Origin of the sequence: Kribbella sp. NPDC049227, assembly GCF_043197265.1 — a bacterium.
GTDB lineage: Bacteria > Actinomycetota > Actinomycetes > Propionibacteriales > Kribbellaceae > Kribbella.
Genome location: NZ_JBICST010000009.1, coordinates 302884 through 315912, shown reverse-complemented (window position 1 = coordinate 315912; position 13029 = coordinate 302884). Strand labels below are relative to the sequence as shown.

Genomic DNA, 13029 nt, shown 5'->3' with positions numbered 1-13029 from the left:
AGCTGCAGCGAGGGGAGTTTTGCCGGAGTGACGCCGCGGTTGAGCGTGGTGGTGCCGTTCTACAACGTCGGTGAGTACATCGGCGCTTGCCTGGACTCGATCGCCCGGCAGACCTGGGCCGATTTCGAGGCGATCCTGGTCGACGACGGGTCGCCGGACGACAGCGCGGTGATCGCGAAGGAGTTCTGCTCCCGTGACCCCCGGTTCCGCCTCGTCCAGCAGGACAACGTCGGCCCCGGGCCGGCCCGAGACACCGGCATCGGTTTGGCCTCCGGCGAGTATCTGGCGTTCGTCGACGGCGATGACCTGGTCTCCCGGCACGGCTTCGAGGCGCTGATCCGGACGCTGGACCGGACCGGGTCGGACCTTGCCGGCGGCAACGCCCGGCGGTTCAACAACAGCTTCGGCGTCCGGCCCTCGTGGCTCCACCGGCAGCCCTACGCCCGCGCGCGGTACGCCACGCACGTGTCCGAGGTGCCCGACCTGGTGCTGGACCGGATGCTCTGGAACAAGATCTACCGGCGATCCTTCTGGACCGAGAACGGGTACCGCTTCCCGCCGATCCGGTACGAGGACTACCCCGTCGCCCTGAAGGCGCACCTGGACGCGGTCACCGTGGACACGATCACCGCTCCGGTCTACTACTGGCGCGAGCGCGAGTCCGGCGAGTCGATCACCCAGCAGAAGTTCCAGCTCGGCAACATCCGCGACCGGGTGTTCTCAGCGGGTCTGGTGATGGACCTGGTCGAGGACAGCCTGCCGGTGATCCGCCGCCGGGTGCACGCGCACCTCGCCCAGATCGACCTGCTCACGCTGATGTCCGCGTTCGGCACTGTGCCTGCCGACGAGGAACAACACCTGGTCGAGCTCTCGCGGGAGTTGCTCGACCGGCTCGACAACGAGGTTCTGGCGACCACCCACCGGTACGACCGGATCCAGCACGCGGCGCTCCGGTCGGGTGATGTCGAACTGCTTCGGCGGCTCGCGCAGTTCCGCAACGACGGTGGGCTTCGCGGCGGTGCCCGGACAGTGCCGCGCCCGCGGCGGCCATGGCTGCTCGACTACAGGTACCCGGGCCTGCGCGAGGCCGCCGTACCGCAGGAGCTCTACTGGGTCCCCGACACCGATCTGACCCTGGCGACGAGTGTGCGTGAGGTGGCCTGGGTCGACGGGAAGCTGTCGGTCAAAGGCACCGCGGAGATCCGGCACCTGGAGACCACACCCTCCTCGAGCCTGCAGATCTCGCTCGTCATCGAGGACGTCCCGCACCGGCTCGAGGTACGCCGGTACGACGCGCTGGACCTGCATGGCGACACGACGAGGGTCGGGTTCGAGGTAGTGCTGGACCGCGAGCTGCTCGCCGAGTGCACGGGCAGCCCGACGCATTTCGACGTACGGATGAAGTCCGGGCGACGGGTCTGGCGGGACGTGCTCCGTGGGCAGGGACCGGGAAGTCCTGGCTGGCCGCCCGGTGCGTGGATCGACGAGACGACATGGATCCAGCCCGGGCCGGGCAAGAACGGATGCTTCTCCGTCCGGCGGCTGACGGATCCCTGCCGGTTGACGGCGGTCGAGCGGGAGCCGGGTGCGCTGGTGTTGCGCGGCCGGTCGTCGTTCGACGAGCCGTCGCTGTTCGCCACCCGGCCGGTGGTGGGCGGCGAGGAAGAGGTTCCGATGGAGGTCGACGGGCGCGATTTCACCGCCCGGCTGGCGATCGACGACCTTCTGGCGCGGACGAATCCGGACGACCCGTTCGGCCAGCGGACTACGCGTGTACTCCGGCTCCATGGTCCCGAGCGGGAGCAGAGGGTCTTGCTGTGGACCGCCGGCGAGTCCGCGGTCTCGTACGCCGAGGGCGGCCGGGTGGTGACAGTGACGCGGTCCACCGGTGGATACGTGAACCTGCACGAGTCCCCGATCCGGACGGTGGCCACGCATGCCGTTGCTGCCGGCAACATGTTGGTGGTGCGCGGGTGTGATGGTGGTGACGTCGATTTCAGCTGGCGGCGCTATGTGGCCGACTCCGACGATCACCTGGACGTCGCGTGCCGCCGTACCTTGTCCGATGACGGCTGGGAGGCGGCCGCCGACCTGGACGCGTTGGTCCCGGCGGTCGCGGTGAAGGTCTCGGTGGACCCGTTGGCATCGCTGGCCGACTGGATCCTGTTCGCGACGAAGCCTGACGGCTCGACGCACGCCGTGCAGTGCGAGCCCTTCCTGTGCAGCCGGTTGCCGGTGACGATCTCCCGCGGTGCGCACGCTCTCGCCGTACGCCCGCATGCCGGCACTCTGCACGTGGAGGTGCGCTGATGCATCATCACAATCACTACTACGGTCAGACGCACATCCTGGCTCGCTACGCGGGCCTGGACTTCGACCACCCGCCGCGGCTGCGTGGATACCTGCAGCACGGCTGGAACATCGGCTGTGGCTGGAACCCGGTGCATGAGTTCTACGACGGCGCCTGGCGGTTCACCTGGAGCGACGCGCCGCGGCGGCGTGGGCACGCGCTCGGCCGGCGGAACTACCACAGCATCGGCGCGCCGTTCCTGTACCTGCAGGAGTTGGAGCAGCAGACCGAGCCGGTCGAGCGCGAGGGCACGCTGTGGTTCCTCTTCCACGGTTGGGAGGGCGGCAAGATCCACGGCGATCATCAGCGGCTGATCGACGAGATCCGCGAGACCGAGCCCGGCCCGGTCACCTTCAGCCTCTACTACACCGAGTACGACCGTCCGGAAGTCCGCGCGTACTACGAGGACGCCGGCTTCCGGGTGGTGTCGTTCGGGCGGCGCGGGTTCTCCTACGAGGGCACCGAGCGGCGCTTCCTGTTCAAGCAACTGGACGAGCTGCGGCGGCACAAGCGGGTCGCCGCCAACCGGTTGTCGACGGCAATCTTCTACGGCGTTGCGGCCGGCTGCGAACCGGCGGTGTACGGCGATCCGATGCAGATGGAAGGCGAGAACCCCTTGTTCGGTGGGCAGAGCCGGATCGAGCGGCTCTGGCCGGAGATGCTCGGCAAGTCGATCGACCTGGAAGCTGCTCGGGCGACGACCGACCTGGAGCTGGGCAAGCCCTGGATGATGCCGCCCGCCGAGTTGCGGATGCTGTTCGATTGGAGAGAGCGTGTCTGACCTGCAGGTGGTCCTCGGAGAGATGCAGCCATGGACCGACAGCACCGACCACCGTCCGGCCCTGGCCGCCCTGCTGACCGACGCGCTTCCGAGCGACCGCCGTACGCTGATCGTCGGCCCGCACTCGCGCCCGCTGATCTCGGCCGTCCTCGACCGTGCTGCCGCTACGACGGTTCTCGTCCGGTCCGTGTCGGACGCCGAGGGGTTGGCCGCGGAGTTCGGCGACCGTCTGCAGGTCGTGGCCGGTGCTCTCGACGGTCTGCAGGCTGAGCCGTTCCAGGTGGTCGTCGCCGCGGACGGTCTCGACCGGGTGCTGGGCTACGACAGCGCCGACCTCAGCTGGACCGAGCGGCTCCAGGCTCTGGCGACACTCGCTGCTCCGGACGCGGTGGTCGTGCTCGCTCTCGAGAACGAGTTCTCCCTGCTGAACCTGCTCGACAGCCGTCCGGCCGACCAGCGCCACGGTGACGACGAATGGCGTCCGCTGCACGACGACCCGACCCGCCCGGTGTCGGTCGATCAGCTCGCGTCCGCCTTGCCCTGGACCGCACAGCTCTACGCCGATTTCGGCTCGCGGACGTTCGTGGCAGCCGGCGTCGCCGCAGCTGCCCGGCCAGGGGAACTGCCCACGCGGTTGGCCGTGGATGCCCTGGACGCGGCCGATGTCCCGGTGCTCTCGCCGATCGCCGACGGCGTCGACTCGGCTGCCCGGGCCGGTCTGCTGCCCGCCATTCCCACCGGCTGGATCGCGATCTGCGGCATGCACGCCGAGCACGACCTCTACGCGCAGACCGGCCCATCCGTCCTCACCGCCGACAAGACCCCGACCGGCTGGCAAACCTCGATCACCGGTGGAGCCTCACCTGTTGATGGACTCCGCTTCGACCCCGCGGTCGTGCCTTCCACAGTCCCGGACGGTACGTCGGTGGAGTCCGTCCTGATCCGCTTGGCTGCGGCCGAAGACGTGCCGGCCTTCCGCAAACTGGCTGCGTGTCTCGGAGAGTGGGCCGCAGACTCGCCGGTCCTCCTCCGGTGGGACGACGTGGTGGTCGACGGGGAGACCTTTGCTCTTGGGGTTTCGCCGTGGGTGACCGAGGAGCCGACGGACAGCGCCGACCTGCTGGCGGCTGCCTGGTACCGGTTCCACGAGCGGTTGATCGGTCAGCACCGACGTCACCCGTGGCCGCCGTGGATGGTGGGCGACGATCTCGTGTCGACCTGGATGAGCATGTCCGGGGTCGAGCTGCCGGAGCCGGTGCAGGCGACCTCACCCGACACCCCACCGGCGTCGGCCGGACACGTTGCTCGCGGCAAGGAGTTGGCTGCGGCGTTGGCCGGCGTACTCGAGACGCGTGAGCATGCCGCTGCCGACGTACGCACCGCGTTGGCGGATGCTGAGCGAGCGCGGCAGGAGCTGTTCGAGCTGAGGGGGCACGTCTTCGGCCTCGAGCGCACGCTCGGGTTCCGCAACAAGGCGATGAAGACCCGGGAGAACCGCATCCGCGAACTCCGTACCGAGCTGCAGAAGGTGACCGCGGACCACGATCGCGTTCGCGGATCCCGCTCGTACGCGCTCTCCCGGGTGGTGTTCCACGCCGCGCAGATCCGGAAGCCGCGGGTGGTGGCGCGCAAGGTCGCTCGACGCCTGCGAAAGCGGTAGCCATGAAGCCGCGGCTGAGCGTGGTGGTGCCGTTCTACAACGTCGGTGAGTACATCGGCGACTGTCTGGACTCGATCGCCCGGCAGACCTGGGCCGACTTCGAGGCGATCCTGGTCGACGACGGTTCCTTCGACGACAGCACCGTGGTGGCGAAGGAGTTCTGCACCCGGGACTCCCGGTTCCGGCTGGTCCAGCAGGACAACGCCGGACTCGGGCCCGCGCGCAACACCGGGGCCGACCACGCCACCGGCGAGTACGTCGCCTTCGTCGACAGCGACGACCTGGTCACGCGGCACGGGTTCGGACTGCTGGTCCGGACGCTGGACCGCACCGGCTCGGACTTCGCCGGCGGCAACGCGCGGCGGTTCAGCAACAGCTACGGCGTCCGGCCGTCGTACCTCCAACGGCAGTGCTTCACCCGCGACCGTCTCGCCACCCACGTGTCGGAGACGCCCGAGCTCGTGCTGGACCGGATGGTCTGGAACAAGGTCTACCGGCGATCGTTCTGGAACGAGTACGGCTACCGCTTCCCGGCGATCCGCTACGAGGACTATCCGGTGACGCTGAAGGCGCACCTCGACGCGGTCACCGTCGACACTCTCGCGGCTCCGGTGTACTTCTGGCGTGAGCGGGAGTCGGGTGACTCGATCACCCAGCAGAAGTTCCAGCTCGGCAACATCCGTGACCGGGTCGTCTCCGCGGGGCTGGTGATGGACCTGGCCGATCGCGCGCTGCCGTCGATCCGGCGGCGGGTGCACGCGCACTTCACCCAGATCGACCTGCTCGCGGTGCTGTCGGCCTTCGGCACTGTGCCCGCGGACGAGGAGCAGCAGCTTCTCGGGCTCACCCATGAACTGCTCGATCGGCTCGACCGCTCAGCGCTCGACGAGGCACCACGCTTCGACCGGTTGCAACACGCGGCGCTCCGCGCAGGCGATGTCGAGCTGCTCCGTCGGCTTGCGCAGTACCGCAGCGACGGCGGACCGGTCGGTGACGTGCGTGCGGTACGTCGCTCGCGGAGCTGGCGGCTCGACTACCCGGGTGCGGGTGAGGCCGCCGTACCACAAGAGCTGTATCAGGCGTCGGACGGGGATCTGACGTTGGCGACGACAGTGCGCGAGGTGGCTTGGGTCGACGGCAGGTTGTCGGTCAAGGGGACGGCCGAGATCCGGCATCTGGCGACCGAACGATCCTCGAGCCTTCGGATCGCGCTCGTCATCGCCGGGAGGCCGTATTCCCTGCGGGTACGGCGGTTTCCCACCACAGACCTGCAGGGCCACACGGCGTTGGTCGGGTTCGAGGTACTGCTGGGTCGTGAGCTGCTCGCCAAGTGCACGGCTGGTCCGGCGCACTTCGACGTACGGATGAGGTCGGGTCGTGTTCGGCGGCGGGACACCTTACGCGGGCAAGGGCCGGGCAGCCCGGGATGGCCGCCGGGGGCGTGGATCGACGAGACGAACTGGATTCAGCCGGGCCCTGGCAGGGACGATGCGTTCGCTGTCCGGCGGCTCGCGGATCCGTGCCGGTTGACGTCGGTCGAGCAGACACCGGATGCGTTGGTGCTGCGCGGACGGTCGTCGTTCGACCAGCCGTCGTTGTTCGTCACCCGGCCGGTGGCGGGCGGCGAGGAAGAGGTCCCGCTGGAGGTCGAGGGGCGCGACTTCACCGCGCGGTTGCCGATCCGGCCGATCATCGAGGAGACGAATCCGGACGACCCCTTCACCCAGCGGACGACGCGGGCGTTCCGGCTGCGGGGCCGCGAGGATGAGGAACAGGTGCTGTTGTGGACGGCCGGAGACCGCCTGGTCTCGCGAGCCGAGGGCGGCCGCGCGGTGATGCTGACGCGCTCCACCGGAGGGTACGTGAACCTGCACGAGTCGCCGATCCGTACGACGGCGACCGCTGCTGTTGCCGCGGGCAACATGTTGATGGTGCGCGGCCCCGACTGGGGTGACGTCGAGCTCGCCTGGCGCCGCTACCTGCCTGACTCCGACGACCCTGTCGAGGTGGCCTGTCGCCAGACCATCTCGGACGACGGCTGGGCGGCGGTCGTGGACCTGGACGTGCTGATTCCGAACCAGTCAGCGCAGGACTGGATCCTGTTCGCGACCAAGCCGGACGGTTCCTCCCACGCCGTGCAGTGCGAGCCCTTCCTGTCCAGCCGGCTCCCGCTGACGATCTCCCGCGGCGCGAGCGTGCTCGCCGTACGACCACATGCGGGCACGCTGCACGTCGAGGTGCGCTAGCCGGTCAGAGCAGGTCCCAGGTCAGGGGAGTGCCGGCCTTGGCGTCGGTGCGGAAGGGCCGGCCCTCGACCTGGGTGAAGGCGTCAGGGGCGAGGCCGCCGGCGGGGCGGATCGAGCGGACATTCTCCGGGCCGACCACATCGCCGGCCTTGACGTCCTGGGTGACGTGCAGCGAGCGGCGGAAGCGGAGGACGTTCTGCTCGGCCTGCTTCGGGCCGATGACCGGCTCGCCGAGCGCGAGCTGAGCGACGCGAGTGCCCTCGACCAGGAGCTCCAGCTCGCCCGGCTCGAGGGAGAACGCGGAGTCGACACCGCCGTCGATGCGCTTGAGTGTGACGTGCTTCTCGATCACGGTGGCACCGAGGGCGACCGCAGCGATGGCCGCGCCGATCCCCATGGTGTGGTCCGAGAGGCCGACCTGTACGCCGAGGGCGTCGCGGAGGACGGGGATCGCGCGCAGGTTGGACTGCTCCGGTGGGGCCGGGTAGCTCGCCGTACAGGACAGCACGATGATCTGCTCGTTGCCGGTGGAGCGGGCAGCGCGGACAGCCGCGTCGATGTCGGTCAGCGTCGCGGAGCCGGTGGAGATGATGATCGGCTTGCCGGTCTCCGCCATGCCACGGACCAGCGGGAGGTCGCCGATCTCGTTCGAGGCGACCTTGTACGCCGGGACCTTCAGCCCCTCGAGGAAGTCGATCGCGGTCCGGTCGAACGCCGAGGAGAACGCGACCAGCCCGAGCGACGCGGCCAGTTCGAACAGCGGCCCGTGCCACTCCCACGGCGTGTGCGCCTCGTGGTACAGGTCGTACAGCCGCGCCTCGCTCCACAACTCGTGCTCGGCCGGCAGCCGGAAGGCCGGCAGGTCGACATCGAGCGTCATCGTGTCCGCGGTGTAGGTCTGCAGCTTCAGCGCCTGCGCGCCCGACTCCGCGATCGCCCGGACGATGTCCTTCGCCCGCTCCAGGTCGCCGTTGTGGTTGCCCGACATCTCCGCGATGACGAACGGCTGATGGTCCGGCCCGACCGGCACGCCGCCGATCTCGATCGTGGTCACTGTCTGTTCCCCTGACTGCGGTCGTTTCTTCGGTCCTGCCTGCGCAGGCTGATCGGAATCACGGTGAGCTCGCGGCCGTCGGCGTACCGCTGCTCCGGCGTCCCCTCGGTGAACCGGAACCGCCGGTTCATCTGGCGCACCACCGTATTGTGCTCCAGCACCTCGCCGGTAATCACATCGAGGCCTAGGTCGTCGAACGCGTACGCCGTCGCCTCGCGCATCACCTCGATCCACGCCGGCAGCGTCTCGCCGCGCTCGGCCAGGCCGTCCGCGTCGAGGAAGAAGCCCCAGGCCCCGGCAGGTCCGTCGAGGTCGAAGAAGTTCACCACGCCCGCGGTCACCCCGTCGCGCGTGTAGATCAGCACCCGGCGGCTCGGGTCGGCCGACGTCTTCGCCCACCACGCAGCGTGTTCGTCCGCGGAGATCTCGTGCGAGGTGATGCTGACCTCACGGTTGGCCTGCTGGTTGCGGAGCCGGCGGATGGTGTCGAGGTCGTCTTCGGTCGCGGCACGCAGCATGCACCTAACCTAGCGTCTTCTCTGAAAGGCCTTGATGTGTAAACATCTTTCCACTTCGTCCGGAGCGATAGTCGGAGAGTGACATGAGAGTCTGGCGAGTCATGGGTGTCCTCGGTGCCACGGCAGGGCTGCTGCTGAGCGGGTTGTCCGGTACGGCGTCAGCTGTGCCTGCGGCGTCCGCGGACGGGAGCAACTGCGCGGCGAACCCGGCCACGCCGCTCCGGCAGTTCCGCGCGACCTGGGTGTCGTCGGTGGTCAACATCGACTGGCCGTCGAAGACCGGTCTGACCCCGGCGCAGCAGCAGGCGGAGCTGATCGGCTGGTTCGACGACGCGGTCCGCCAGCACCACAACGCCGTCGTACTGCAGGTCCGTCCGACCGCCGACGCCTTCTGGCCGTCCACGGTCGAGCCCTGGTCGCAGTACCTGACCGGCCGGCAGGGCGGCGACCCCGGCTACGACCCGCTGGCCTTCGCGGTGGCCGAGGCGCACAAGCGGAACCTCGAGCTGCACGCGTGGTTCAACCCGTACCGGCTGTCGATGGGCACCGACATCAACGCGCTGGTGCCTGAGCACCCGGCACGGCAGCACCCGGACTGGGTCGTCTCGTACGGCGGCAAGCTGTACTACAACCCCGGCATCCCGGCCGCCCGCAAGCTGGTCGAGGACGCGATCATGGACGCGGTGTCGCGCTACGACATCGACGGCGTCCACTTCGACGACTACTTCTACCCGTACCCGGTGGCGGGCCAGGTCTTCGACGACGCCGCGACGTTCGCGCAGTACGGCGCCGGCTTCTCGAACCTGGCGGACTGGCGGCGGAACAACATCGACCTGCTGATCCAGGAGCTGGGCCAGAAGATCAAGGCGATCAAGCCGTGGGTGAAGTTCGGCATCTCTCCGTTCGCCGTCTGGCGGAACAAGGCGACGGATCCGGAGGGCACCGACACCACGGCCGGCGTGCAGACGTACGACGACCTGGCCGCGGACACCCGGAAGTGGGTCCGCGAGGAGTGGATCGACTACATCGTCCCGCAGGTCTACTGGGCCGGTGGGTTCGCGCCGGCCGACTACAACAAGATCGTCCCGTGGTGGGCCGATCAGGTCCGCGGCACCCATGTGCACCTGTACATCGGCGAAGCGACGTACAAGGTCGGCACGTCGACCCAGTCGCCGGACTGGGCGGATCCGCTCGAGCTGAGTGACCACCTGGCGTTCGACAGCGCGATCCCCGAGGTGAAGGGCAACATCTACTTCTCCGCGAAGGACGTCCGTGCTGACCGGCTCGGGGCGACCACACTGCTCAACAACACCTGGTACACCCGCCCGGCGCTCATTCCGGCCATGCCGGCCCTCGACTCGCGTGCACCGCTCCCGGTCCACGCTGTTCAGGCCACTCGGACCGGCAGTGGCGTGCAGGTCAAGTGGCGGCGTACGTCGGGTGACACCACGTCGTACGCGATCTATCGGCGTGAGCTGCTGGGCGGCGACCACTGCCCGGACAACGACGCTCGCAACCTGATCGCGACGGTCCGGTCGAGCGGCGCTGCGCAGTCCTACCTGGACACCACGGCGACGCCCGGCAAGACCTACCTGTACTCGGTCACCGCCCTGGACCGCCTCGCCAACCAGAGCGTCCCGATCCCGGCTGTGTCCCTGCGCTGACGGTCAGGGAGTCTGCGTCGGCAGAGCACCGGTGGGGAAGCTTGGAGTCCCCACCGGAAAGCTCGGGCTGCCGGCCGGGAAGGTCGCATTCCCGGTCTGGAAGGTCGCGGTCCCGGTCGGGAAGCTCGAGGTCCCGGTCGGGAAGCTCGACGGCCCCGTCGGGAAGCTTGGCGTTTGCGTAGGCGAGCCTGTCGGGAAGCTTGGGGTGCCGGTCGGGAAGCCCGGCGTCGGCGACGGGGTGCCCGTGGGTGACGGGCTCTGGGACGGGAACGGGTTGTCCGGCGGCGGTGGGTAGAGCTGGTAGACGCGGACCGAGCCGTACTGGAAGCGGAGCTCGGTCAGGCGGTCCAGGTTCTTCGGCGGTGCGCTGACGCGCTCGTCCAGCAGCAGCCACTGCACGCCGTACTTGGTCCGCAGCGTCTCCAGGTTCTCGCGCGTGGGGTTCGCGAACACCTCGTCGTTGAGCCGGAGCGTCTCCTCGTCCCAGTACTTGCTCTGCACGCCGTCCGGGTAGGTGTCGTCCGCCCTGGTCTGGTAGGCCCAGCCCTGCACGAGCACCCGGCGTTCGGCGTACCCCGAGATCCAGTACGAGCCGGTGAGGCAGTGCGAGGCGCGGGCGCGGTGGCAGTGCAGGTTGGTGGCGATCAGGTCGTCGGACCCCGAGTTCCGCCGGATGAACCGTGCCGCGTCGATCCCGCCCGGTGCGATCGACTCGTACTCCGTCAGTGGCGGTGTGGCGAACTTCCGCAACGACACCACTGTCGGCGACACGGTCGTCCCGAGCAGCACTGCGACGGCGATGAGAGCCCAGGTACGACGTGAGCCGCGCAGGACGAGCCCGAAGACGCCGACGCCGATCGCTGCGATGACCAGTGCGACGACCAGGCCCTGCCCGAAACAGTTGGCCGACGTACACGCGTCGTCCGAGCGGTAGCGACCCCAGTAGATCGCGGCGACCCCGATGAGGAGGGCAACGGCCGCGATGGAGAACTCGCGGCGCTCCAGCGACGCGAGACCCCAGGTGGCCAGCAGAACGCCGTAGATGAAGCCGGTGCGGACGAAGAAGAGCTGGGTCAGGCCGTCGTCGTACAGCACCGCGGCAGCCACGATCGCGGCAAGGAAGCCGGCGACGAGGAACACCGGCATCGGATCGCGCTGCACGCGTCGCTTGATCAGCAGCGCGCCGACAGCAGGCATGACCCAGCCGAGGACGACGACGGCGCCGATCACCGCGACCGCGGACCCGCCACCCATCCGGTCGGCCAGCTGGTCGAACGTCTTGCCCGGCTTGAAGAGGACGCTGGACACTGCGCCGCCCAGGACGACGAAGAAGGTCAGTACGTAGGCCGCCGCGACGCTCACGCCGAGCACCAGCGCGCGCAGATTGAGACGCCCGGCCCGGACGGTCAGGTAGATCCACGCCGCAGCCAGTCCGGCGGCGTAGATCGGCAGAGTCGTCGCCTTCGTGAGTGCAAGGGCCGCGATGAGCACACCGGCCGTGACGAACAGCCGGAACAACTGCCCGCGCGTCTGGCCGGGTTTGCGGCGCAGAAGCAGGGTGGTGACCGCGATGAGTGGCAGCAACAGCACTGTGGAGAACGCCTGCGGCGGATTGGTCAGCTGACCGAGCGAGAACGGGCTCTCGGTGAGGACACGGTCAGACGCGGCCCACGGCCAGGCGGTGAGGTCGCCGGCGACGACAGTCAGCCCAGCCGCGATCGGCGCCGCGACAGCGCGGCCGGTGAACAGCATGCCGACGGCCGCCGCACCCAGCACGGTCAACAGGATCCAGGCGAACGGTGCGATCCGGTGCGTCAGAACGTCGAGAGGGATGTTCGTGAGCCAGTGCGACGAGGCGATCTGGTCGTACGCCGCCCAGTGGCCGGTCAGCCACTTCCCGTCCGCGTAGGGGACCTTCGGCGGGAAGTGGTGCGTCAGCTCACCGGCCAGCGCGAGGTTGTGCGGTGCGTCGGAGTCCGGCCGCAGGGCACTCGCGCCGTTCAGCGGAATGAGTTGCGAGCCGACTCGCACGAACCACGCTGCCGCGACGCCGACCGCGACCATCACACCGGCCGTCGCCCACCACGGCGTCGGCCGCTCGGGCAGCTTGCGGCGTGGCAGAGCGCGGTACACCCCGACCGCGAGGGCAGGCATCAGCAGCGCCGCGAACGGCATCTTGAACAGCATCCCGATCGGGTACAGCAGCGTCTCGACGGCCAGTCCGAACGCCGTCCCCAGTACCGCGTCGGCGAAGAACCAGCCGGTGCCGCCGGTGAGCCGCCGCCAGAACATCGTGCCCGGTATGGCGATGATGATCAGCAGGTAGCCGAGATACGCGGCCGGCATCCAGGGCGGATGCTCCTGCAAGGCGACGAACCAGGCCAGTGGAAGGACCAGCAGGCTCACCATCGCGGCCACGCGCATCCCCCGGCCTGGTGTGGTCACCGGTGAAGTGTATGAGTCGCCGGAGTCGCACTCGCAGGAGGCGAGCCGTTTACCGTCTCGACGTTCCCCATTACACTCGGTAACCTCCCAGGTCGAACGGGAGGTCCGATGATCGCCCTCCACATCGCCGGTCTGCCGGTCGAGGAGATCCTGCTCGCCGCCGTCGCGGCCGCGTCACCGCTGATCGCCTTGATCGGCTGGGAAATCTCGAGCCGGGTCAAACGACTGAAATCCCTGGTCCGGCGTCGCGCAGTCACCCCACCGCCGGAGCCACCGCGAGCCGGCGAGCGCACAAGCTAGGCTTTGGCCTC

Annotated in this window: 9 protein-coding genes; 6 read left to right on the top strand and 3 right to left on the bottom strand. The window is 69.0% G+C overall.

What is annotated here, in order from left to right:
• Positions 1-27 precede the first annotated feature (27 nt).
• From ACGFH6_RS37995 to ACGFH6_RS37980, 4 genes are read left to right on the top strand one after another with little or no spacing between them, the layout of a single operon-like run.
• On the top strand, positions 28-2310 hold the full coding sequence (locus ACGFH6_RS37995; RefSeq protein ID WP_393394378.1) for a glycosyltransferase: 2283 nt from the start codon (positions 28-30) through the stop codon (positions 2308-2310).
• Positions 2310-3131 carry a hypothetical protein gene (locus ACGFH6_RS37990; protein ID WP_393394376.1) on the top strand — a complete coding sequence of 274 codons (822 nt, stop codon included), beginning with the start codon at positions 2310-2312 and terminating at the stop codon, positions 3129-3131. Before ACGFH6_RS37995 ends, ACGFH6_RS37990 begins: the two co-directional genes overlap by 1 nt.
• The gene (locus ACGFH6_RS37985) at positions 3124-4791 is read left to right on the top strand and encodes a hypothetical protein (RefSeq protein ID WP_393394373.1); all 1668 of its coding nucleotides are present in this window, start codon (positions 3124-3126) and stop codon (positions 4789-4791) included. The genes ACGFH6_RS37990 and ACGFH6_RS37985 overlap by 8 nt, the downstream gene beginning before the upstream one ends.
• A gap of 2 nt (positions 4792-4793) precedes the next feature.
• Positions 4794-7037, top strand: coding sequence for a glycosyltransferase family 2 protein (locus ACGFH6_RS37980; RefSeq protein WP_393394371.1), 2244 nt, complete (start codon positions 4794-4796; stop codon positions 7035-7037).
• A 4-nt stretch (positions 7038-7041) separates the two neighbouring features.
• Here the strand turns inward: ACGFH6_RS37980 and pseI are convergent, their stop codons facing one another.
• A complete protein-coding gene (gene pseI / locus ACGFH6_RS37975) occupies positions 7042-8091 on the bottom strand; it encodes a pseudaminic acid synthase (protein ID WP_393394368.1) in 1050 nt (349 codons plus the stop codon).
• Complete coding sequence (locus ACGFH6_RS37970) at positions 8088-8609, bottom strand: GNAT family N-acetyltransferase (protein WP_393394365.1); 522 nt, start codon at positions 8607-8609, stop codon at positions 8088-8090. The genes pseI and ACGFH6_RS37970 overlap by 4 nt, the downstream gene beginning before the upstream one ends.
• Before the next feature lie 83 nt (positions 8610-8692).
• Here ACGFH6_RS37970 and ACGFH6_RS37965 point away from each other — a divergent pair, with 83 nt between their 5' ends.
• Positions 8693-10273, top strand: coding sequence for a glycoside hydrolase family 10 protein (locus ACGFH6_RS37965; RefSeq protein WP_393394362.1), 1581 nt, complete (start codon positions 8693-8695; stop codon positions 10271-10273).
• A gap of 3 nt (positions 10274-10276) precedes the next feature.
• On the opposite strand, the gene ACGFH6_RS37960 is transcribed toward ACGFH6_RS37965, so the two are convergent.
• Complete coding sequence (locus ACGFH6_RS37960; RefSeq protein ID WP_393394359.1) at positions 10277-12718, bottom strand: hypothetical protein; 2442 nt, start codon at positions 12716-12718, stop codon at positions 10277-10279.
• Positions 12719-12826: 108 nt separating this feature from the next.
• Here ACGFH6_RS37960 and ACGFH6_RS37955 point away from each other — a divergent pair, with 108 nt between their 5' ends.
• Complete coding sequence (locus ACGFH6_RS37955; protein ID WP_393394357.1) at positions 12827-13018, top strand: hypothetical protein; 192 nt, start codon at positions 12827-12829, stop codon at positions 13016-13018.
• The last annotated feature ends 11 nt before the right edge of the window (positions 13019-13029 follow it).